Below are 22,855 nucleotides of genomic sequence, written 5' to 3'. Positions count from 1 at the left end.
GGTCGTGCTATTGGCCGGCGCGCGAACGAACCTCGTCGTCGCTCATCGCCTCGATCATCGCGATCAGCCGCTCCTCGATCAGCGCGCCGAGTTGCCGGATGGTCGGTGCGACGAAGATATCGCGGAGCGCGAGGTCGAGTCCGAACGCTTCCCCCGCGCGCAGGACGACCTGCGTGCCGAGCAGCGAGTGGCCGCCGAGCAGGAAGAAATTGTCGTCGATCCCGACATTGCCGCGCCCGAGCACCTGTTCGAGGATTTCGGCGAGCCGCTGTTCGGCGGGCGTCTCCGGCGCCGCGAACCCCGCCGAGGCGAGCGAATTGGCCGCGCTGGGCGCCGGCAGCGCGCGCTTGTCGAGCTTGCCGTTGGCGGTGAGCGGGAGCGCGTCGAGGCGGACATAGGCCCCGGGAATCATGTAGTCGGGCAGCGTTTGCGCCAGGAAGTCGCGCAGCGTTTCGGCCTCGATCTCGCCGGCCGGCACCACATAGGCGACCAGCATGTCGCCGCCATCGGCACCCGGCGCGGCGACGACCGCCGCGGCGCGGACCAGCGGATGGGTACGCACCACGCTCGCGGTTTCCTCAGGCTCGACGCGATGACCGCGGACCTTCACCTGGTCGTCGATGCGGCCCTGAAACGCGATCTGTCCGTCCGGCAGCCAGGCGCCGAGATCGCCGGTGCGGTAAAAGCGTGCGCCATCGATCGTCACGAAGCGCGCGGCGGTCAGCTCGGGCTGACCGCGATAGCCGCGCGCAACCTGCGGGCCGCCGATGAAGAGTTCGCCCGATGCGCCGTCCGCGACCGGCTGGCCGCCGGCGTCGAGGATGCGGATGACGGTTTCGCCCACCGGTCGCCCGATCGCGGGCAGGCCGCGCTCGACCCCGCCGTCGGGAACGACGGCGGATGTCGCGACGACGGTGCATTCGGTCGGGCCGTAATTGTTGACCAGCGCGAAGGAGAGGCCGGCGCGCGGACGCTCGACCAGCCGGTCCGCGCCGGTGAGGAGAAGGCGGAAGGAACTGCCCCGCGCCCAATCGTCGCGGATCAGGTCCTGGGCAAGCTGGGTCGGCACGAACGCGACGGTGATCCCCTGTACCAGCAGCCACGCGCGCAACAGCGTATCCGAGGTGCGGATATCGTCGGGCGCGAGCGCGACCGATGCGCCAGCGGCGAGATAGGGCCAGACCTCCCACGCAGAGGCGTCGAAGCCGAGCCCGGCAAGATGGCTGCCACGATCCTCGGCAGTGATGCCGAACGCGTCATTGTGCCACGCGATCAGGTGCGACAGATTGGCATGGGTCACCTCGACGCCCTTTGGCGTTCCGGTGGTGCCGGATGTGTAGATGACATAGGCGAGCGCGTCGCTGTCGGGCGCGACCGGCGCACCGGCGGAGGTCGGGACCGCATCCCAGTCGAGGACGTGAAGATCGGGAAGACCGGGCAGGCGATCGGCGGTGTCGGCGCGGCCCAGCAACAGCGCGCAGCCCGCATCGGCGGCGATGGTGCGCAAGCGCCCGTCGGGCCATGCCGGATCAAGCGGCAGATAGGCGGCGCCCGCTTTCCACGCGGCAAGCGCGGCGGTGATCTGATCGAACGAACGTTCGAGGCACAGGCCGACCAGCGTTCCCGGCGTCACGCCCTTGTCCCGCATCCACGCGGCCAAGCGGGTGGCGCGCGCGTCAAGTTCGCCATAGCTGAGCGTACCGCATGCCGCGTTCAGCGCGACGCGCTGCGGATCCGTGGCGGCATGCGCGGCGATCGCGGCATGGACCGCGAATGGCGGTGCGCCATGTCCATGGCGCGAGGTTGCGGAGTCGCCATGGGGCGATGCGGGCAGCGCGGTGGAGGCTTGGGTCATGCCGCCCACTTACGCCGCAGCGGTATTCATCGGATTAACGACGACGGATTTTTGCGCGATCCGCGCTCAGGCGAGCGCGGCGAGAAGCTGCCCCTGTTTGAGCGGCTTTTCGAGAACCGCGTCGAACCCGCTGGCCAGCGCCGCCGCGCACAGCGTGTCGCTGTAATGACCCGTCACCAGCACCGCGCGTCCGTGCCAGCCGCGCCGACGAAGGCCGCGCAGCACGCCGATGCCATCGCCATCGGCCAGCCGGTAATCGGTGATCAGATAGCCGGCCCGTTCGGCGTCGCCGTCGCCGACCACCATCGCCGCGCCGGAATAGGATTTGACATCATATCCGCGGCCATGAAGCAGCAGGTGGATCGATCGGCGGACGGCATCGTCATCCTCGACCAGCAGGACGCGGTCGGATGGCGCGGACATGGGGTCGGCGTGAAGGACGGGCATGGGGCATCTCTCCGGACAACGCATCCCACCCTGCCGCGCCGACGGCGGATCGTCGCTACGGAATGTCCCTAGGGTGCGCATCCGGCATGCCGGCGTCCGCCGGCGGTCCGCCCAGCCCGGCGGCAAAAGCGATGCGCAGCGCTTCGGACAGGCTGCGCACGCCCAGTTTCGTCATCACATTGGCGCGATGCACCTCGACGGTACGGGCGCTGATGCCCAGATCGAAGGCGATCGTCTTGTTCGGCTGTCCCGCGACCAGCCCCGCCAGCACCTCGCGTTCGCGCGGGGTCAGCGCGGCGAGGCGGGTTTCCGCCTCGTGCGCGGCAAGGTCGGCGGCGTGGCTCTGTTCGAGCTTGCCAAAACCGGTGTCGAGCGCCTGGATCAGCCGCGCCTTTTCGAACGGCTTTTCGAGGAAATCGACCGCCCCCTCCTTCATCGCCGCCACCGCGCTCGACACGTCGCCATGGCCGGTGAGCAGGATGACGGGCAGCGCGACGCCGGCTGCGTTCAACCGGCGCTGCACCTCCAGCCCGTCCATCTCCGGCATCCGCAGATCGAGCAGTACGCAGCCTGGCTCGGCATGTTTCGCCTGGCGCAGAAACGCGGTTCCCGAATCCCACGCATGGGTGGTGAAGCCCGACGTCTTGAGCAGGAAGCCGACCGATCGGCGAACCGACTCCTCGTCATCAACGATGTGAACGACGCGCGCGTCAGTCATGATCGACAGTCCCGCTTTCCAGAGTGAAGTGAAAGGCCGTGCCGCCACCGGCGACGTCCTCGGCCCAGATGCGCCCGCCATGCGCCTCGACGATCGTCCGGCAAATCGACAGGCCCAACCCCATGCCACGTTCCTTGCTGGAATTGAACGCCTCGAACAGGCGCTCGCGAACCTCCGCGGCGATTCCATCGCCGGTATCGGCCACGGTCACCTGGACCCGGTCGGGATCGACGCGGCGGGAGATGAGGGTGATGTCGCGGACGCGCTGGCCATCGACCGCCTCCACCGCGTTGCGGACCAGGTTCACGATCACCTGCTGGATCTGGACCCGATCGACCAGCACCAGTTCGGCATCGGGATCGAGATCGAACAGCGCCCGCACGCCGCGTTCGCGCGCGCCGATCAGCGCCAGGCGGCTGGCGTCGGCGATCAGTGCGGGCAGGCTCTCCACCTCACGCGCGACCTCGCCGCGGGCGACGAAATCGCGCAGCCGGCGCACGATCCCTCCGGCGCGCAACGCCTCGCTCGCCGACTGGCCGACGGCTTCGCGCAACAGTTCGGGATCCGCGTCGCCGCGCGCGAGCAGGTCGCCGCTCGCCTCCATGTAATTGGCGATCGCCGCCAGGGGCTGGTTCAATTCGTGCGCGATGGTCGATGCCATCGTCCCCATCGCACTGACCCGCGAGATGTGGATGAGTTCGGATTGAAGCTGTTTGAGCCGCAATTCGGCCTGTTGCTGTTCGGTGAGATCGCGGATGAAGCCGGTGAACAGCCGGTGTCCCTCCATCCGGGTTTCGCCGACCGCCAGTTCCAGCGGAAATTCGGTGCCGTCGCGGCGCCGGCCGACCACGATGCGGCCGGTGCCGATGATGCGCTTTTCCCCGGTGCGGCGGTAATGGGCGATATAGTCGTCATGCCGGGCGCGGTCGCCATCGGGCATCAGCTGGCTGATATTCTTCCCGATCAGTTCGACCTGGCGATAGCCGAACAGCCGTTCGGCGGCGGCGCTGAACGACTGGATCAATCCGCGCTCGTCGATCACCACCATCGCATCGGGGATGGTGGCGAGGATCGATCCGAGATGCGCCTCGCTGCGTGCCAGCGACAGCGCGACCGCGCGGCGATCGGTGATATCGTCCACGCCGATCGCGAACCGATCGCCCGCGCACGCGATCAGGACATCGGCGAGAAATTCCGACTGGTCGGCGCGGACCAGCCACCATTCCTGCCGCACCGGCGCGCCGGCAGCGGCGACGTCGCGCAACCGGGCGGGAAAATCGGCCTCGCCCGGAAAGAAGCGCGCGGCGTCGGCGCCCATTGCCTGGTCCCGCGACAGGTTGAAGATCGCCGCCGCACCGGCATTCCAGTGCAGGATCGCGCCACCCTCATCCACGACCAGCACGCCGCGCCGCGTATCGGCGTCGAGCAGCGCGACGGCAGCCGCACGCGGATCGTGATCCCCCGGGTCCATGCGCCGGAGTCTAGTCCGGCTAGGCGAAACTACCATCCGGAAAACTCCCAATTCCGCCTTTGCGCCACCGGAGCCAGACCGCAGCCGCGGCCTTGATCCGCATCGCTAGAGACAGGGACAGTGTCATGAAGAGACTAATCGCCGCCGCCGCGCTTGGCGGGCTGATCGCCACCGCCGCCCCGGCCTTCGCCAAGGAAGGCGACGTCATCGTCCGCCTGCGCGGGATCGTGGTCGCGCCGACCGGCGGATCGGATTCGGTTCAGCCGGGATTCCCCACCGGATCGGCGGATGTCGGCGCGGCGTTCATGCCGGAAATCGACGGCACCTATATGGTGAGCGACAATATCGGGCTGGAACTGATCGCATCGACCACCCGGCACGAGGCAAAGGGGCGCGGCGCGCTGAACGGCGTCGAGAAGCTTGCGAGCACCTGGGCGCTGCCGCCGACGCTGACGCTGCAATATCACCTGGCGCCCGAAGCGAAGGTGCGACCCTATGTCGGCGTCGGCGTCAACTATACGATCTTCTACGACAGCAAGGCGGGCAAGGACCTGGTCGCAGCGGTCGGCCCGACCAAGGTGAAGCTGGGCGACAGCTTCGGCTATGCCGTTCAGGCCGGTGTCGATATCGATCTGAACGAGAAGATGTTCCTCAACCTCGACGTCAAATATATCGACATGGATACGAAGGCGCGGCTGACCACCGGTGGGGCGGTCAACACCACCCGCTTCCACCTCGATCCGATCGTCGCTGGCGTGGGGATCGGCATGCGGTTCTGACGCGACCGTTCGCCCGAAGCAGAAGGAGGGCGCGGCGCCTGATGGTGCCGCCCCCTTTTTGAGTGGACGATATCGTGAAAGGAAAGGGGGGTCAGACCGCCTTGCTGAACCGTGCCGGGCCGGCCGCGCGATGGCGATCGAACAGCACTGCGGCAAGGCGCGCATAGGGGCGACCGGTTCGGGTGATCGCGACCCGCGATCCCGAACGGGTGACGATCCCCGCATCGACCAGTTCGATCCAGCGGCGTTCGTCCGGGCGGATGCGGAACGGCAGCGTATCGAGATCGATCGCGCCGTCGCACAACAGCCGTTCGATCGCCGCGCCGCGCAGCAGGTCGTCGCCGTCGCGGCGCACCCCGCGTACCGCCGGCGACACGCCGTTGGCGGCGAGCATGCGGTAACGGCCGACATGTTTTTCGTTCTGGACGATCGCGGTGCCGAACTGGCTGATCGCGGACGCGCCCAGTCCGATCAGGACGGTGGCGGGATCGTCGGTGAAGCCCTGAAAATTCCGGCGCAGGCGACCGGCTTCGGCGGCGACGGCCAGGCTGTCGCCCGGTGCCGCGAAATGATCGAATCCGATCGCGACCATGCCCTGTTCGACCAGCAGATCGTGGGCAAGCGCGCTTTGCCAGAAGCGCGATTGCGCGTCGGGAAGCGCGTCGTCGTCGATCATCCGCTGGCGCGGCAACAGGCGCGGCAGATGCGCATAGCCGAACATCGCGACGCGGTCCGGGGACAGCGTGCGTGCGCGGGCGACCGTTTCGGCGATGTCGTCGAGGCCCTGGCCCGGCAGGCCGTACATCAGGTCGAGATTGATGCGGGCGATCCCCGCGTCGCGTGCGAAGCCGATCGCGCGCCGCACCACCCCGAATGGCTGGACGCGCCCGATCGCGCGCTGGACATGGGGAGCGAAGGTCTGGGCGCCGACGCTGATCCTGCGCACGCCGATCGCGGCGAAGGCGTGTGCATGCGCCGGCGTGAAACTGCGTGGGTCGATCTCGGCGGCCCATTCGGCGTCGGGGGCAAAGTCGAACCGCGCGCGCAGCGCCTGTCCGATCGAGGCGAGCTGAAGCGGGGTCAGCGCATTGGGGCTGCCGCCGCCGAAATGCACCGAAACGATCCGGCCGGCGCAGCGCGGCCCGGCCCGTTCGATCTCGGCGAGCAGCGCATCGACATAGTGCTGCAACCGGTCCGCCCGGCCGATCGCGCCGGTATTGCACCCGCAATACCAGCAGATCGCGTGGCAATAGGGGATGTGCAGATAGAGCGAGACCGCATCGCCCCGCCGGATCGCCGCGATCCCCGCATCGGCGTCGCTCGCCCCGACTGCATCGGTGAACTCCGCTGCGGTCGGGTAGCTGGTGTATCGCGGCACGGCGCGCCCGGCCAGGTCGGGAAGATAGCGGTGCATGGTCGGGCGTCCGGCGTGCGGGTCAGTCGAGGACCGTCTGGTCCTGGGTCGTATCGGTCTGGAACTCGTGCCAGATGCCGTTGAGGACCGAGACGCTCACGGCGAGGCCGAGGCCCAGGATCCATGCGAAATACCACATCGGAAATCTCCCTTGTCGAGCGATCAGTAGAAATCGGGGTTGAGGCGGACCTCTTCATCGGTCACGCGGCCGAACATCACCCGATATGCCCAGGCGGTATAGGCGAGCACGATCGGCAGGAAGACGATCGTGACCCCCAGCATGATGAAGAGGGTGAGGTGGCTGGACGACGCGGTCCAGACCGTGAGGCTGGATCCCGGATCGATCGAGCTGGGCAGGATGAACGGGAACATCGCGAGGCCGACGGTCGAGATGATGCCGATATTGGCGATGCTCGATCCGGCGAAGACGACGAGGTCGCGCCGCCCGCGAATGCCGAGCCACGCGAGCACCGGCCCCAGGAAGCCGAGCACCGGGGCGATCAGCATCCAGGGGTGGCGGCCGTAATTGTCGAGCCAGGCACCCGGCGCCGCGACCGCATTGGCATAATGCGGATTGGACGGGCCGTTCGGATCGATCGCCCCTTCGATGCGCAGCCCCATGCCGGCATAGGCGACGAAGATCCCGCCGATCGCAAAGAGCGCGATCGCCAGCACCGCCGCGACCTGCCCCCAGCGCTGCGCCCGTTCGCGCACGACCCCATCGGCCTTCAGGCTCAGCCAGCCGGCGCCATGCAGCACCAGCATCGCCACCGACAAGAGGCCGGTCAGCAGCGTGAAGGGGGTGAACAGCCCGAGCAGCGATCCGTCGTAAAAGGAGCGCAGGTCGCTATCGAGGCGGAAGGGAATGCCGAGCAGCACGTTGCCGACCGCGACCCCGAACACCAGCGCCGGGACGAAGCCGCCGACGAACAGCGCCCAGTCCCACCGGCTGCGCCATGCCGCATCGGCATGTTTGGAGCGATATTTGAACGCGACCGGACGCAGGATCAGCGCCGACAGCACCAGGAACATCGCCAGGTAGAAGCCGGAAAAGCTGACCGCATAGACGAAGGGCCATGCGGCGAAGATCGCGCCGCCGCCAAGGATGAACCAGACCTGGTTCCCTTCCCAGGTGGCGCCTACCGTATTGATGACCATCCGGCGTTCGGCATCGGTCTTGCCGATGAACGGCAACAGCGCGGCGGTGCCGAGATCGAACCCGTCGGTAAGGGCGAAACCGATCAGCAGCACGCCGAGCAGCACCCACCAGATCAGACGGAGCGTTTCGTAATCGAGAGGCATGAGTCTTCTCCGCTTTGCGTTCGCTTATTCGGCGGGAACGGCGAGATGAGGATTGGGGGCGTCGCCGGCGGCGTCGGCCCCCGGCCGCCACGGCACATAGCGTTCGGGTCCCTTGCGGATCGTCGCGAGCATCAGCCGCACCTCAATGATGGCGAGGCCGCCATAGAGGAGCGTGAAGCCGATGATCGTCGTCCAGATCTGCGGCACCGTGAGGCTCGACGCGCCCAGGAAGGTGGGCAGCACGCCATCGACCGCCCAGGGCTGGCGCCCGATCTCGGCGACCGCCCAGCCCAGTTCGGCGGCGAGCCAGGGCAGCGGCATCATCCACAGGGCAAGCCGCAGGAACCAGCGCCGGTCGAACTTGCGCGAATTGGCGAAATAGAGCGCCGCGCCGAAGAAGGCGATGAGCGCGAAGCCAATACCCGCCATGCCGCGGAACAGCCAGAACAGCGCCGGGACGTTCGGCACGGTGGACCATGCCGCGCGATCGATCGTCGCGGCGTCGGCGCTGCGCGGATCGGCGACCCAGCGTTTCAGCAGCAGCGCATAGCCCAGATCGTCCTTGTTCCGCTCCCACGCTTCCCGTGCGGACGGGTCGGTGCGGTTCGCCTTGAGCCGTTCGACGGCGTCATAGGCGATCAGGCCGTTCTGGATGCGCAGCTTTGCCTTGGCGACCAGCGGGAAGATCCCTTCGACCTGTCCGCTCAGGCTGCGCGTCGAGATGAGGCCCAGCACATAGGGGACCTTGACCTCATACAGCGTTTCGCGGCCGGTGTTCGATGGCAGGCCGAACACGCCGATGCCGGCCGGCGCGGGTTCGGTATGCCATTCGGCCTCAATCGCGGCGAGCTTCATCTTCTGGTTGTCGGTCAGCGCATAGCCGCTCTCGTCGCCCAGCACGACGACCGACAGGGCAGAGGCCATGCCGAAGGCGGCGGCGACCGCGAAGCTGCGCTTGGCGATGTCGAGATGCCGGCCCTTCAGCAGATACCAGGCGGACACGCCCAGCACGAAGGTGCTGGCGATGACATAGCCTGCGCTCACGGTGTGAACGAACTTCGCCTGGGCGACCGGGTTGAAGATCACCGCCATGAAATCGACGACCTCCATCCGCATCGTTTCGGGATTGAAGACCGCACCGGCGGGATGCTGCATCCAGCCATTGGCGACCAGGATCCACACCGCCGACAAGTTGGTGCCGAGCGCCACCATGAAGGTGGTGAGCAGGTGCATGCGCTTGCTCATCCGGTCCCAGCCGAAGAACATCAGCCCGACGAACGTCGCCTCGAGGAAGAAGGCCATGAGCCCCTCGATCGCGAGCGGCGCGCCGAAAATGTCGCCGACATAATGCGAATAATAGGACCAGTTGGTGCCGAACTGGAATTCCATGGTCAGCCCGGTCGCGACGCCCAGCACGAAGTTGATGCCGAACAATTTTCCCCAGAAGCGGGTGATGTCGCGCCATATCGGCCGGTCGGTCATCACATACACCGTCTCCATGATGACGAGCATGAACGACAGGCCGAGCGTGAGCGGCACGAACAGAAAATGGTACAAGGCTGTCAGTGCGAATTGCAGTCTCGACAGCTCGACGACGGCCATATCCATAGCTAATTCCCCCGCTTTCGCGAATTGATGGGTCCGATAGGCGACCTAGGCAGGGGTGCCGCGAGCGCCTATTCGGGATTTCCCTTACTGCTCATTGCGCGAACACCCTGCATAGCCGATCGGGACGCATGAAGGAACGACGATCCATCGCCGGCCTGTTCTGGCTCATCGACCTGGCCGGCGCGGCGCTGTTCGCGTTCGGGCTGGCCGATGCAATCGCGGCCCTTGCCGGCGGACAGGGCTGGCCGGCGCGCGCGATCGCGGCGATGATCGCCGGCGGCATGGTTCGGGCGGCGGCGATCGTCGCGGTCCATGCCGCCGCGATCCCCTTTGCCCAGCGCGTTGCCGGTGCCGCGCGGCGGGCGGCGACCCGGCGGCTGATCGCCGAACCGCTCGCCCAGCCGCTCGCGATCGGCGCGGCCGCGACGCTGGCGCTCGATCACAGCCAGGCGATCGAGGCCTATCGTGCGCGGTTCGCGCCGATCCGGACGGCGGCGGCCATCGCGCCGCTGCTGGTCGCCGCGATCGTCGCCTGCGCCAGTCTGGTGGCGGCGGGCATCCTGCTGCTGACGCTGGTGCCGTTCGTGATCGGTATGATCCTGGCCGGCACGCTCGCCCGGCGCGCGTCGGAACGGCAGCTGGCGGCGATGGCGCAGCTGTCCGCCCTGTTCGTAGATCGCATCCGGGCGCTCCCGATCATTCGCCATTTCGGGGCGGAAGAGCGGATCGGGCGGCAAGTGTCGGCGGCGGCGCACGATCTGGCCGACCGGACCATGGTGGTGTTGCGCGCGGCGTTTCTGTCCAGCGCGGTGCTCGAATTCTTCGCCGCGCTGTCGGTGGCGCTGGTCGCGGTCTATTGCGGGTTCAGCCTGCTTGGCCTGCTCCCCTTTCCCGACCCGGAGCGACTGACCCTGGGCGAGGCGTTCTTTGCGCTGGCGATGGCGCCCGAATTCTATCTGCCGATGCGGCGCCTCGCCGCCGCTTATCACGAAAAACAGTTGGGTGAGGCGGCGCAGACGGCGCTGGCCGGGTTGCCGGCCCCGCTGCCACCGGTGGCGACGGCCGGGGCGTTTGACGGGGTGGCCGTGCGGGCGGCGCGGATCGACTGGCCAGGCGTGTCGATCGGCCCGGTCGATCTGACGCTGGGCCGTACCGGGCTGATCGCGCTGACCGGGCCGACGGGAAGCGGCAAGACGAGCCTGTTGGCGGCGATCGCGGGCCAGCTGCACCTGACAGGGGGCGAGGTCGGTGTGATCGCCCCGGACGAAATCGCCTGGGCCGCGCAGCGACCGCTGATCCTGCCGGGATCGTTGCGCGACAATCTGACGCTGGGCGCCCCGGTCGCGGATGCGGCGATCCTGGCGGCGATCGCGCAGACCGGCCTTACCGCCATGCTGGCCACGCGGGGGGTGGGCCTCGACCTGCCGCTCGATCATCGCGGATCGGGCCTGTCCGGCGGCGAGCGGCGGCGGCTGGGGCTCGCACGGGCGATCCTGTCTGCGCGGCCGCTGATCCTGGCCGACGAGCCGACCGCCGATCTGGATTCCGCGAGTGCCGCCGCGATCGTCGCGCTGTTGGTCGCCCTGTCGAAAGAGCGGGCGGTGCTCGCGGCGACGCACGACCCCGCGCTGGTTGCGGTGGCCGACCGGGAGGTTCGGCTGTGACGCCCCTCGCCACGCTGCTTGCCATCGCCACTGGCCCGGATACGCGCCGATTGCTGCGCTGGACGCTGGTGTGTGCAACGCTGGCGGGGATCGCGTCGATCCTGCTGCTGGCGCTGTCGGGCTGGTTCCTCACCGGCGCGGCCATTGCGGGGGCCGGCGGCGCGGCGGCGGTGATGGCGTTCAACTATCTGATCCCGAGCGCGGCGATCCGCGGGCTGGCGATCGTGCGTACCGCGACCCGCTATGGCGAGCGGCTGATCGGGCATCAGGCGGCGCTGACCGCGATCGCCGACTGGCGCGGGCGCCTGTTCGCCCGGCTTGCGGCGCAGGATAGCCGCAGTGCGCCGAACCTGTCGGGGGGTGACGCGAGCGCGCGGCTGATCGGTGATATCGAGGCGCTGGAAGACCTGATCATCCGCCGCCCCGCACGCCCCGCGAGCCTGATCGCCGCCGCCTTTGCGGTCGCGCTGGCGGCAGTCGCGGGACCGCTGCCTGCGCTCGTGCTGGCGCTGATGCTGGTGGCTTTGCCGCCGGTCCTGCACGCGGCGGCGGCACGCTGGACGCGCCGACCGGCGGCGCAGGCGGCGGCGGCGTTGGGCGATCTGCGCATCGCTTTCGTGGAGTTCGCGGCGGCGCGGCCGGAAGTGATCGCCTATGGCATCGGCGATCGTGCCATCGCCGCGATCGAACTGCATGCCGGTGAGGCGGACCGCGCGCGCGCGGCGCTGTTCATCGGCGAGGCAAAGGTCAGCGCGCTGCTGGCATGTTACGGCGCATGCGCGACTGCGGCGGTGTTGGCGACGAGCGACGCGCCCGCCGCGTTCGTGGCGCTGGCGCTGCTCGCGGCAACCGCATCGATCGAGGCGATGGCCGCGTTCGCCCGGACTGCGGTACGTCAGGCGAGCGTCGAACAGGGTCTCATCCGCCTGATGGATCTTGCGGCGCTGGACGACGCGCGCGCGCGGCCCGCACCTGCACGGGTGGAACCGCTGTCGATCGCGATCGGCGGGATCACGCTTGAGCCGGGCGCGCGGGTGGCGCTGACCGGCGCGTCGGGCAGCGGCAAGACCCGGCTGGTCGAGGCGCTGGCGGGGATGCGCACGCCCGTTCACCCGCTGCGGCTGGGGGGCGAGGCGGTGGCGGATATCGGCGCCGTGCGGCTGACCGCACAATTCGCACTCGCGCCGCAGGAGCCGATGCTGATCGCGGGAACCATCGCCGACAATCTGCGCCTGGCCCGCCCCGGAGTTGACGGCGCGGCGATGGCGGCGGCGCTGCACGTCGCCTGCCTCGACACCCGGGTCGCGGCACTGGAGGCGGGGATCGACACCCCGCTGGCCGAAGCGGGCGGCATGTTGTCGGGCGGGGAGCGCAAGCGGCTCGCGATCGCGCGCGCACTGCTGGCGGGGCGACCGTGGCTGCTGCTCGACGAGCCGAGCGAGGGACTCGACCCGGCGACCGAGGCGCAGCTGGTGGCCCGGTTGCGCGCATGGCTGGATGCGACCGGCACCGGTCTGCTGCTCGTCTCGCATCGTCGCGCCCCGCTCGTCCTTGCCGGCCGCAGCATCGCGATCGGCGGTGTCGGGTCGGCGTGAAGCCGGCGGGGCCTCCGGCGCACCGCGACCGTTACGCCGACGGTCCAGGTCCGTCATGGCGCCGCGGGTGAACGCGCGCCGGAGGCCGTGGGCCGCCCGTCAGCGAAACGCGGTTCCCGGGCGCACGCCAAGCGCCTTGAATATCTTTGCCGCCGGGCAGAAGCCGGTAATGCTCGCCTGAAGCATGTTCAGGCCGGCGAACAGCGTAAGCGCGATCCACCACTGATTGACGGTGACCGCCAGGGTTGCGCTGAGCAGGACGATCAGCCCTGCAAAGGACAGAACGGCGCGATCGAGATTCATGACGGGTCCTTTCAGTCGAAACGCAGTTTCTTGATGCCGAGCACATGCAGCGCGAGCTTTTCGTAAAAGGGTTCGCTCTCACCCCTGCGAACCTTGCGAAGGAAGTATTTCTCGAACCCGATCTTGGCGAGATGAACCCATTTGCCGTGTGAGGACCAGTTGGTGTTTCGGGGCGGAATCTGCGGCTGTGCGACGAACGCGACCCCGCCGTCGCCGAAATCGGCGAGGCAGATCGCATTCCATGTCGCCTGATGGCTTGTCTCCCGGCCCTCGTGCAGGTCCTTCAGGTTGCCCGCAATCGCGGTGACCATCGATTCGATCATGAACCCGGTCTTGGGAACGCCGACCGGGACGGGGGTCGGACCCGTGGGCGGGATCGCGATGCACACGCCAAGCGCAAAGACGTTGCGGTAGGTGGGATTGCGCTGATGCGCATCGACAAGCACGAAGCCGCGCGGATTGACGAGTCCCTCCACGCCCATCAACGCCTCGACGCCGCGAAATGGAGGCATCAACATGCCCCATCCGAAGTCGAGCATGTGGGTCCGTTTCAACGATCCGTCGTCGTTCACTTCCTCGACATGCATCGACCCTTCATCGACCGACGTCACCCGCGCGTTGGTGATCCATTTGATGTGACGGTCGCGCATCTCGCTTTCGAGCAGGCTCTTCGTATCGCCGACGCCATCAAGGCCCAGATGCCCGATATAGGGTTCCGGGGTGACAAAGGTCATCGGAACCCGGTCGCGCAGCTTGCGTCGCTTCAGCTCGGTGTCGAGCACCATCGCCATTTCATAGGCCGGGCCATAGCAGGACGCGCCCTGCGCGGCGCCGACCACGATCGGGCGAGGATTGGCACATAGTTCCTCGAACCTGGCATGTGCCTGCTTGGCGTGCGCGGTCTCGCAGATTGAAAGCGTATGTGCGTCCGGCCCGAATCCCTCGATCTCGTCGAAGGCGAGCTGCGGGCCGGTGGCGATGACAAGATAGTCGTAGGTGAGGATCGTGCCGTCGTTCAGCTCGATCCGGTTTTCGCCCGGATGCACTTTTTTCGCGCCGACGCCGGTGAAGGCGATGCCGTTCTTTTCCATGACCGGCGGCAGGTTCACCCGGATCGCTTCCGGCTGCCGCCAGCCGACCGCCACCCACGGATTCGAGGGGACAAACCAATAGTCGTCGCCCTTGTTGACGACGGTGACGCGCGCCTTGTTCCCCAGGGCGCCGCGAATCTCATAGGCGGCGATCGTTCCGCCCAGACCCGCTCCAAGCACCACGACATGCGTTTGGGACATGGAAATCTCTCCCGTAATTTATAATTGACGAATATACATCATTGCGTATATTAGCAATAACGAAATTAAGAGGCGAGATAATCGATGTTCGGATTTGGTTCGAAGCCCGCCCATGCGGAGATCGGTCCGCACGAACTGGACGCGATGTTGCGTGATGGCGCGGCGACCGTGATCGATGTGCGTGAGGTCGATGAATTTGCTGCGGGACACATTCCCGGCGCAATCAATGTGCCGCTGTCGCGGTTCGATCCTGCGGCGCTGCCCGACGCAGGGGGGCGCCGGCGGATCCTCAATTGTGCCGGCGGAAAGCGATCGGCGATGGCGCTCGACCGATGCGCGACGGCGCAGGCCGCGATCGATACGCATCTGGCCGGCGGGTTCGGCGCGTGGAAGGCCGCCGGCCTTCCGGTCGAGCGCTGACGAAGATGCGGGTGCGGGGGGACATGCGGTTCGCCGCGCTGGCGCTGGCGCTGGCGCTGGTCCTCGCCGGGTGCGGGGAAAAGGCCGTTCAGGAGCCGGCCCGCGCGGCCCCGCCGTCCGGTCCACGCATGACGCTGCGTACGGTTGACGCGCAGCAATGGCAGGATGTCAGCGCGGAAATCGCCACGGTCGATCAGGCGCAGGCGCTGGCGCGCATCCCGGGTATCCTCACCACCCTGACGGTGCGCGAGGGTGATCTGGTTCGCAAGGGGCAGGCGATCGGGCAGATCATCGACAGCCAGCTCGGCCCGCAATCGAGCGCCACGGCGGCGCAGGCTGCCGCCGCGATGGCGCAGGCGGCACAGGCCGATGCCGAGCTGAAGCGGGTCCGGTATCTGTTCGACAAGGGCGTCTATGCCCGCGCGCGCCTCGATCAGGCGCAGGCCGCGGCCCAGACCGCGCGGGCGCAGGTCCGCGCCGCGCAGGCGCAGCAGGCGGCGGTGGGAGCGACCGCCGGACAGGGCGTGGTGCTGGCACCGACCAGCGGGCGGATCCTGCGTTCCGACATTCCGGCCGGGTCGCCGGTCGCGCCCGGCATGTCGATCGTGACCGTCACCGCCGGCGCGACGATCCTGCGGCTCGAACTTCCCGAATCGCTGGCGGGCAAGGTTCATGTCGGCAGCGCGGTACGCGCAACCATCGGCGATACCCGCCAGACCGGGCGGGTGATCCGGCTCTATCCCTCAATCACGGCGGGACAGATCGTCGCCGATGTCGCGATGCCGGGGCTCGACAACACGCTGATCGGCCGGCGCGTTCCGGCACAGGTCGAAAGCGGCACCCGCCCGGCGCTGATCGTGCCGGCAGCTTTTGTCGAGCGCCGCTTTGGGATCGAGACCGTCGCCGTCCTGGCGCGTGACGGGGCCGTGTCGCGCGTGCCGGTGCAGACCGCACCCGCATCCGACGATCGCCGCGTCGAGATCCTGTCCGGCGTCGGCGCGGGCGACACGTTGATCGGGAATGCCGCCAGATGAAACTCGGCATTTCCGGGCGGCTGACACGGGCGTCGATCCAGTCGCCGCTCACCCCGCTCTTCCTGCTTGCGGCGATCCTGGTCGGGTTGATCGCGACGGTGACCATCCCGCGCGAGGAAGAGCCGCAGATCAAGGTGCCGATGGTCGATATCCGCGTCGCGACACCGGGGCTGGGCGCGGCGGATGCGGTCGAACTGGTCGGCAAGCCGCTGGAGACGATCGTCAAGTCGGTCGATGGCGTCGAGCATGTCTACACCCAGGCCGAAGACCATGGCGTGATGGTGACCGCACGGTTCCTGGTCGGGTCCGACCCAGAGGATGCCGCGACCCGGATCGACGAGAGGATCAACGCCAATATCGACCGCATCCCCGTGGGCATCGCGCCGCCGCAGGTGACGGTGCGCGGGATCAGCGACGTGCCGATCGTCGTCGTCACGTTGACCCCGCGTCCCGGCGCGCCCGGAAGCTGGACCGATCAGCCGCTGCTGGAACTGGCCGGCAAGCTGCGCACCGAAATCGCAAAGATCGACGATGTCGGACTGACCTTCATCGCCGGCGGGCGGCAACAGGCGATCCGCATCCGTCCCGATCCCGCGCGCATGGCGCTGTACAAGGTGCCGCTGGGCAATGTGATCGAGGCGGCGGGCCAGGCCAATCGCAGCTTCCCGGCAGGGATCGTGCGCGAGGGCGGCGCGACCGCGCGCGTGGTTGCGGGGCAGACGCTGCGCACCGCACAGGAGGTCGGGAACCTGACGGTGCGATCCGTCAGCGGCGCACCGGTCTATCTGCGCGACGTCGCGACCGTGGACGAATCGCCGACCGAGGATCAGGCACGCGCATGGCGCTGGGCAAAGGATGCGCGGGGCCAATGGGCGATGGCGCCGGCGGTGAGTCTGGCCATCGCCAAGCGCGCGGGCGCCAACGCGGTGACCGTGTCCGACGAGGTGGTGGCGCGGGTACGGGCGCTGCAAGGCGGCCTGATCCCCTCCAGCGTCGATGCCGCGATCACCCGCAACTATGGCGAGACCGCGAACGAGAAGGCCAATGAGCTGCTGTTCCACCTCGGCCTGGCGACGGTGTCGATCGTCCTGCTGATCGGCTTCGCCATCGGCTGGCGCGAGGCGGGAGTGACCGCGATCGTCATCCCGACCACGATCCTGCTGACCATGTTCGCGTCGAAGCTGATGGGATTCACGATCAACCGGGTCAGCCTGTTCGCGCTGATCTTTTCGATCGGCATCCTGGTGGACGACGCGATCGTGATGATCGAGAATATCGCCCGCCACTGGGCGATGGACGACGATCGCACACGGATCGACGCCGCGGTGGACGCGGTGGCAGAGGTCGGCAATCCGACGATCGTCGCGACGCTGACGGTTGTCGCGGCGCTGCTGCCGATGCTGTTCGTGTCCGGACTGATGGGGCCGTACATGGCCCCGATCCCGATCAATGCCAGCGCGGCGATGGTGTTTTCGTTCTTCGTCGCGGTGATCCTCGCGCCGTGGTTGATGATCCGCTTCGCGCGCGCCAGCCTGGCGCATGGCGAAACCGGGGGTGCGCACGGCGGAGCGCTGGGACGCATCTATGCGCGGGTCGCATCGCGGGTGATCGCGACGCGTCGCAGCGCAGCCTGGTTCCTAGGCGGCGTCGGCATCGCGACGATCGTCGCCTGTTCGATGTTCTATTTCGAGGCGGTGACGGTGAAGCTGCTGCCGTTCGACAACAAGTCGGAGGTCCAGCTGGTCGTCGATCTTCCCGAGGGGACCAGCCTGGAGGCGACCGCGCGAACGCTGGAATCGGCCGCCGCGATCGCGCGGCAGGTTCCGGAAGTCGCGTCGATGGAGGCCTATGCCGGAACGTCGGCGCCGTTCAACTTCAACGGCCTGGTTCGCCATTATTTCCTGCGCGACAAGCCGGAGATGGGCGACCTGATGGTGACGTTGGCGCCGAAGGGCGATCGCGGCCGCACGAGCCATGCGATCGCGGTCGATCTGCGCGACCGGTTGAAGGCGGTGACGCTGCCTGCCGGCGGATCGATCAAGGTGGTCGAAACGCCGCCGGGTCCCCCGGTGCTGGCGACCCTGCTCGCCGAAATCTATGGCCCGGACGAGGCGACGCGGCGCGCCACCGCGCTACAGGTCGAAACGCTGTTCCGTACGGTGCCGTTCATCGTCGATGTCGATAACAGCTTTGGCCAGCCCCGGCCCGAACTGCGCCTGATTCCGGACCGGCAGAAGCTGGACCATTATGGCCTTTCCGAACGGCAATTGTTCGATTCGATCGCGACCCTGATGGGTGATCAGGTGATCGGCTATGCCCCGCGCGGCGGCGAGCGCGATCCGCTGCCGATCCGGGTGGGGCTTGGCCAGTCGCAGCGGCAATGGTCCGCCGCGCTCGCCGCGACGCCGGTGGCGGTGACACAGGGGCCGGGCGGCCCCCAGCTGATCCGGCTGGGCGATCTGGTGACCGCGCGCTTCGAACCGGCCGGCCAGACGCTGTTCCGCCGCGACGGACGCGCGGCCGCCATGGTCACCGCCGAACTCGCCGGCCGCTATGAGGCGCCGATCTACGGGATGCTCGCCGTCGATCGTGCGATCGACCGGTTCGACTGGGCGAAAGCGGGGCTGCGAAAGCCGCAGCTACGCCTCAACGGCCAGCCGCGCGACGAGAGTCATCCCTCGCTGCTGTGGGACGGCGAATGGGAAATCACCTGGGTGACGTTCCGCGACATGGGCGCGGCGTTCCTGGTCGCCTTGCTCGGCATCTATGTGCTGGTCGTCGGTCAGTTCCGCAATTTCAAGGTGCCGCTGGTCATCCTGACCCCGATCCCGCTGACGCTGGTCGGCATCGTGATCGGTCATATGCTGTTCGGCGCGCCGTTTACCGCGACATCGATGATCGGGTTCATCGCGCTTGCCGGCATCATCGTGCGCAATTCGATCCTGCTGGTCGATTTCATCCGTCACGCGCGGGCGCCGGGCAAGAGCCTGCGCGACACGTTGCTGGAGGCGGGCATGATTCGCGTGAAGCCGATCGCGCTCACCGCGGCGGCGGCGATGATCGGCGCGGCGGTGATCCTGACCGACCCGATCTTTCAGGGGCTGGCGATATCGCTGCTGTTCGGCCTGGCCAGTTCGACGCTGCTGACTCTGCTCGTCATTCCGGCGATCTATGTGGTCTTGCGCGACGATGAAAGGAGCGCCACCTCAACGTCATGACCGCACATGCCCCTCTTGAAATCCTGCAAAAACAGGCCGGCGACGTGGCCCAGCGGCTGCGTATCCTGGCGCATCCGGACCGGCTGATCATGTTGTGCCGGATGAGCGAGGGGGAGGTGTCGGTCGGCGAACTGGTCGATCTGACCCGACTGCCGCAAAGTTCGGTGTCCCAGCATCTGGCGATGCTGCGCGATGCCGGCGCGGTGGAGGCGCGGGCCGAGGCGCAGAGCCGGCTCTATCGCATCACCGACGCCCAGGTGACCGCGATCATCGGCGCCTTGTGCGCCGCATGCGGGCCGGGCGCGGCATGAACGATCCGATCCTGGTCTGCGCGTCGTGCGGCGCGCTGAACCGGGTGCCGGCGGCGCGGATCGACGCGGCGCCCAATTGCGGCAAATGCCACGCGCCGCTGGTGACCGGGCGCCCGCTTTCGCCCGACCTTGCGATGTTCGACCGGTTGATCGGCAAGGGCAGCGCACCGGTGCTGGCCGATTTCTGGGCGGGGTGGTGCCAGCCCTGCCGGATGATGGCGCCCGCCTTTGACGCGGCGGCGCGCGAACTCGATCCGCGCGTCAGGCTGGTGAAGGTCGATACCGAGGCGCAGCCGGCGCTGGCCGCGCGCTATGCCATTCGCTCGATCCCGACGCTGATCCTGTTTTCCGGCGGGCGTGAGATCGCGCGCCAGGCCGGCGCCCTGACAAGTCCGGGCGCGATCCGGGCATTTGTGGACCAGGCGCTGAGCGGTCGCTGACATCGGCATGCCGGGATGGCGGATCGCTTGACGCGGCCATTGCGCCTCCTATATATGATGAAACCAATATATACGGATATAGCAATGGAAAACGCCGGACAGGATTTCGACAGCGCGATGGCGCGGGCAGCGGCGCTGATCGAACGCACGCATGCCGGCGACGCCCCGATGCCGGTCGTCGCCACTTTTTTCGATCCGGTGACCTTTACCGCCAGCCATGTCGTCCACGATCCTGCGACCGGCGCGGCGGCGATCATCGATCCGGTGCTGGACTATGATCCGGCTGCCGGGCGGATCTCGCACGGCTCGGCCGATGCGATCATCGCGCATGTCGAAATGGAGGGGCTTCGCGTCGAATGGCTGCTCGAAACCCATGCGCATGCCGATCACCTGTCGGCGGCGCCCTATCTTCAGCGGAAGCTGGGCGGAAAGATCGCGATCGGTCGCGAGATTCGCCGCGTTCAGGACGTGTTCGGCGCGCTGTTCAACGCGGGACCGCAATTCCCGCATGACGGGTCGCAGTTCGACCGGCTGTTCGACGATGGCGATGGCTTTACGCTGGGCGGGATCGATGTCGTCGTGCTGCACGTTCCCGGTCACACGCCCGCCGATCTTGCCTATGTGATCGGCGACGCGGTGTTCGCGGGCGACACGATTTTCATGCCGGATTACGGCACCGCGCGCGCGGACTTTCCGGGCGGCGATGCGCATCAGCTCTACCGCTCGATCCGCCGCCTGCTGGCGCTCCCCCGCGATGCGCGGCTGTTCCTGTGCCACGACTACAAGGCGCCGGATCGGAACGAATTCCGGTGGGAGACGACGATCGGCGCCCAGCGCGACGCCAACATCCATGTGCATGACGGCGTCGCGGAGGAGGTGTTCGTCGCGATGCGCAGGGCGCGCGACGCGACGCTGGGGATGCCGACGCTGATTCTGCCGTCGGTTCAGGTGAACATGCGCGCCGGCCAGCTTCCCGATCCCGAAGCCAATGGCGTACGATACCTCAAAATCCCGCTCGACGCGGTCTGAACGCGATGATCGACGCGCTGCATCTCTCGCTGGGCGTGCTGTCGGGCGCGCTGGTCGGCTTTTCGCTCGGGCTGATCGGCGGCGGCGGATCCGTCCTGGCGGTTCCGCTGCTGGTCTATGTCGTCGGCATCCGCGATGCTCATGTCGCGATCGGCACCAGCGCGCTGGCGGTGGCGGTGAACGCGCTCTTCGGGCTGGTCACCCACTGGCGGTGGGGCGCGGTGAAGGCCGGCTGCGCCATCGCCTTTGCCCTGTTCGGGATTCTCGGCGCGGCGGCCGGTTCGACCGTCGGCAAGCTCGTCGACGGCGACAAGCTCCTCGCCCTGTTCGGCGTCGCGATGATCGCGATCGGCCTTTCGATCGCGCGGAAACCTGCCGAGGTCGGCAATCCCGGAGTACATCTCGACTGGCAGTCGGCCCCGCGACTCCTCTCCAGAATCGCGCCAACCGCCCTCGCCGTCGGATTCATGGCGGGGTTTTTCGGCATCGGCGGCGGCTTCCTGATCGTCCCTGGGCTCGTCTATTCGACCGGAATGCCGCTCCTTAACGCGGTCGGCTCCTCCCTCCTCTCGGTCACCGCCTTCGGGCTTACCACCGCCGGCAACTACGCGCTTTCCGGCCTGGTCGACTGGCAGGTGGCGGCCTTCCTGCTGCTCGGCGGCCTCGCCGGCGGGCTCGCAGGCGCGCGCGTCTCCCGGCACCTCGCATCGAAACGGCCGGCGCTCTCCTATGCCTTCGCCGCCATCGTCGTCGCCGTGGGCGCCTATGTCGTCTGGCGCGGCCTGGGCGCGTTCTTCTGACCGCTCACAGTCGATAGAAGCGGATGGCGTTGTCGCGGTAGAGCTTGCGCTTGTCTTCTTCGTTCGCCCCCGAAACCACCCGGTCGACGACAGCAACCCAATCAGCATAGCGGGTGGCGAGTTCGGACACCGGCCAGTCGCCCCCAAAAGCGACGCGATCGAAGCCGAATGTCTCGATCGAATGGGCGACGTACGGGGCCACCTGATCGTAGGTCCAGGCCTTGTGGTCCGCCTCGGTGACCACGCCGGAGATCTTGCAGATCACGTTCGGCAGTTCGGCCAGTTCCCGCATCTCGCTCCGCCACGGCTGGGTCAGGCCATCCTTGATGCCGGGCTTGCCGATGTGGTCGAGGATGAAGCTCACGTCGGGACACTGGCGCACGAGCTTGACGGTGTCGGCCACCTGCGAGTGGAAGATGCAGATGTCGAAGCTCAGGCCGTACTTCGGCAGGAGTTTCACCGCCGCGACGAAATCCGGTCGGAGACACCAGCCAGGCTCGCCCGCGTGCTTCTGGATCAGCCGGCGGACGCCGCGGGCGCGCGGCAGCTTCGCATACTCGGCAATGTCGCTTTCGATCGCGACGCCCTGCTCGAGCGGCATACCCGCCACAATGCCGCGGACGCGCGAATCCGCGTCCGCCGTCTTCTCCACCCACTGTGCTTCATCGAGGTGGCGGGGATCGTCGACGTCGACCTCGACGAAGACGATACCGTCGACCTTGACCGGCGCCGTCAGCCGATCGAAGTCGGCCGGCAGGTGAGGCTTGTTGATCGCCGGCACGGCCGAGAGCCACGCATAGGGCAGATTGGACGGATCGTAGAGATGGACATGGGCGTCGATGATCGGAAAATCAGGCAAGGCTTCCTCCCGAATGCTTGGCGCGGCGGCAGCATATGCGATGCCGCGGCTGCCTTGCCAGCGGTCAACCTCCGTCGAAAGGCGACGGAATAGGCAGTTCGTTATCTGGACAAGACGGAACGATCATTCTATCGTGACCGTAAGATCGCAGCCAATGACGATCCAAGATCATAAGATCGCTACCTGAGGGAAACGCGTCCAAGTGCCGGTACTGTCCCTGCGCAAGATCTCCAAGAGTTTTGGAGCGATCAAGGCGCTGACCGATGTCGACCTTGAGCTTGAGCCCGGCGAGGTGC

Annotated in this window: 21 protein-coding genes; 10 read left to right on the top strand and 11 right to left on the bottom strand. The window is 67.6% G+C overall.

The window, feature by feature from the left end:
- Positions 1-7: 7 nt before the first annotated feature.
- The 4 genes from KF783_RS02725 to KF783_RS02710 all read right to left on the bottom strand — a co-directional run bounded on the left by KF783_RS02725 (position 8) and on the right by KF783_RS02710 (position 4,491).
- Entirely contained in the window at positions 8-1,855 is a 1,848-nt protein-coding gene (locus KF783_RS02725) for a non-ribosomal peptide synthetase (RefSeq protein WP_294076376.1), read from the bottom strand.
- A 66-nt stretch (positions 1,856-1,921) separates the two neighbouring features.
- The gene (locus tag KF783_RS02720) at positions 1,922-2,278 is read right to left on the bottom strand and encodes a response regulator (RefSeq protein WP_294076375.1); all 357 of its coding nucleotides are present in this window, start codon (positions 2,276-2,278) and stop codon (positions 1,922-1,924) included.
- 79 nt (positions 2,279-2,357) lie between these two features.
- A complete protein-coding gene (locus tag KF783_RS02715; protein ID WP_294076374.1) occupies positions 2,358-3,020 on the bottom strand; it encodes a response regulator in 663 nt (220 codons plus the stop codon).
- Positions 3,013-4,491, bottom strand: coding sequence for a PAS domain S-box protein (locus KF783_RS02710; RefSeq protein WP_294076373.1), 1,479 nt, complete (start codon positions 4,489-4,491; stop codon positions 3,013-3,015). Before KF783_RS02710 ends, KF783_RS02715 begins: the two co-directional genes overlap by 8 nt.
- A 125-nt stretch (positions 4,492-4,616) precedes the next feature.
- Here KF783_RS02710 and KF783_RS02705 point away from each other — a divergent pair, with 125 nt between their 5' ends.
- Positions 4,617-5,270, top strand: a complete 654-nt coding sequence (locus KF783_RS02705; RefSeq protein ID WP_294076372.1) for an OmpW family outer membrane protein — start codon at positions 4,617-4,619, stop codon at positions 5,268-5,270.
- 91 nt (positions 5,271-5,361) lie between these two features.
- Here the strand turns inward: KF783_RS02705 and hemN are convergent, their stop codons facing one another.
- The 4 genes from hemN to KF783_RS02685 are packed head-to-tail and all read right to left on the bottom strand — an operon-like array spanning position 5,362 to position 9,594.
- On the bottom strand, positions 5,362-6,684 hold the full coding sequence (hemN, locus tag KF783_RS02700; protein ID WP_294076371.1) for an oxygen-independent coproporphyrinogen III oxidase: 1,323 nt from the start codon (positions 6,682-6,684) through the stop codon (positions 5,362-5,364).
- Positions 6,685-6,706: 22 nt separating this feature from the next.
- Positions 6,707-6,823, bottom strand: a complete 117-nt coding sequence (gene cydX / locus KF783_RS02695; RefSeq protein WP_294076370.1) for a cytochrome bd-I oxidase subunit CydX — start codon at positions 6,821-6,823, stop codon at positions 6,707-6,709.
- A 23-nt stretch (positions 6,824-6,846) separates the two neighbouring features.
- Positions 6,847-7,986: a cytochrome d ubiquinol oxidase subunit II gene (gene cydB / locus KF783_RS02690; RefSeq protein WP_294076369.1), complete on the bottom strand. Its 1,140-nt coding sequence runs from the start codon at positions 7,984-7,986 to the stop codon at positions 6,847-6,849.
- 24 nt (positions 7,987-8,010) lie between these two features.
- Positions 8,011-9,594, bottom strand: coding sequence for a cytochrome ubiquinol oxidase subunit I (locus KF783_RS02685; RefSeq protein ID WP_294076368.1), 1,584 nt, complete (start codon positions 9,592-9,594; stop codon positions 8,011-8,013).
- Positions 9,595-9,722: 128 nt separating this feature from the next.
- Between KF783_RS02685 and KF783_RS02680 the strand changes: the two genes are divergently transcribed.
- Complete coding sequence (locus KF783_RS02680; RefSeq protein WP_294076367.1) at positions 9,723-11,258, top strand: ATP-binding cassette domain-containing protein; 1,536 nt, start codon at positions 9,723-9,725, stop codon at positions 11,256-11,258.
- Positions 11,255-12,853 carry an ATP-binding cassette domain-containing protein gene (locus KF783_RS02675; RefSeq protein WP_294076366.1) on the top strand — a complete coding sequence of 533 codons (1,599 nt, stop codon included), beginning with the start codon at positions 11,255-11,257 and terminating at the stop codon, positions 12,851-12,853. Before KF783_RS02680 ends, KF783_RS02675 begins: the two co-directional genes overlap by 4 nt.
- Before the next feature lie 99 nt (positions 12,854-12,952).
- Here KF783_RS02675 and KF783_RS02670 read toward each other — a convergent pair whose 3' ends face one another.
- A complete protein-coding gene (locus tag KF783_RS02670) occupies positions 12,953-13,156 on the bottom strand; it encodes a DUF2892 domain-containing protein (protein WP_294076365.1) in 204 nt (67 codons plus the stop codon).
- Positions 13,157-13,167: 11 nt separating this feature from the next.
- Entirely contained in the window at positions 13,168-14,448 is a 1,281-nt protein-coding gene (locus tag KF783_RS02665) for an FAD/NAD(P)-binding oxidoreductase (protein WP_294076364.1), read from the bottom strand.
- Between the two features lie 84 nt (positions 14,449-14,532).
- Here KF783_RS02665 and KF783_RS02660 point away from each other — a divergent pair, with 84 nt between their 5' ends.
- The 7 genes from KF783_RS02660 (at position 14,533) to KF783_RS02630 (ending at position 21,700) form a co-directional block, all read left to right on the top strand.
- The gene (locus KF783_RS02660; protein ID WP_294076363.1) at positions 14,533-14,868 is read left to right on the top strand and encodes a rhodanese-like domain-containing protein; all 336 of its coding nucleotides are present in this window, start codon (positions 14,533-14,535) and stop codon (positions 14,866-14,868) included.
- Between the two features lie 5 nt (positions 14,869-14,873).
- On the top strand, positions 14,874-15,902 hold the full coding sequence (locus KF783_RS02655; protein WP_294076362.1) for an efflux RND transporter periplasmic adaptor subunit: 1,029 nt from the start codon (positions 14,874-14,876) through the stop codon (positions 15,900-15,902).
- Positions 15,899-19,120, top strand: a complete 3,222-nt coding sequence (locus KF783_RS02650; RefSeq protein ID WP_294076361.1) for an efflux RND transporter permease subunit — start codon at positions 15,899-15,901, stop codon at positions 19,118-19,120. Before KF783_RS02655 ends, KF783_RS02650 begins: the two co-directional genes overlap by 4 nt.
- On the top strand, positions 19,117-19,431 hold the full coding sequence (locus tag KF783_RS02645; protein ID WP_294076360.1) for a metalloregulator ArsR/SmtB family transcription factor: 315 nt from the start codon (positions 19,117-19,119) through the stop codon (positions 19,429-19,431). The genes KF783_RS02650 and KF783_RS02645 overlap by 4 nt, the downstream gene beginning before the upstream one ends.
- Positions 19,428-19,871, top strand: coding sequence for a thioredoxin TrxC (gene trxC / locus KF783_RS02640; protein ID WP_294076359.1), 444 nt, complete (start codon positions 19,428-19,430; stop codon positions 19,869-19,871). Before KF783_RS02645 ends, trxC begins: the two co-directional genes overlap by 4 nt.
- A 168-nt stretch (positions 19,872-20,039) precedes the next feature.
- A complete protein-coding gene (locus KF783_RS02635) occupies positions 20,040-20,900 on the top strand; it encodes an MBL fold metallo-hydrolase (protein WP_294076947.1) in 861 nt (286 codons plus the stop codon).
- 5 nt (positions 20,901-20,905) lie between these two features.
- Positions 20,906-21,700, top strand: coding sequence for a sulfite exporter TauE/SafE family protein (locus KF783_RS02630; RefSeq protein WP_294076358.1), 795 nt, complete (start codon positions 20,906-20,908; stop codon positions 21,698-21,700).
- Between the two features lie 4 nt (positions 21,701-21,704).
- On the opposite strand, the gene KF783_RS02625 is transcribed toward KF783_RS02630, so the two are convergent.
- Positions 21,705-22,559, bottom strand: a complete 855-nt coding sequence (locus KF783_RS02625; RefSeq protein ID WP_294076357.1) for an amidohydrolase family protein — start codon at positions 22,557-22,559, stop codon at positions 21,705-21,707.
- Positions 22,560-22,855 lie beyond the last annotated feature (296 nt).

Origin of the sequence: Sphingomonas sp. (assembly GCF_019635455.1) — a bacterium.
Taxonomy (GTDB): domain Bacteria; phylum Pseudomonadota; class Alphaproteobacteria; order Sphingomonadales; family Sphingomonadaceae; genus Sphingomonas.
This window is presented reverse-complemented; position numbering and strand designations above follow the sequence as displayed.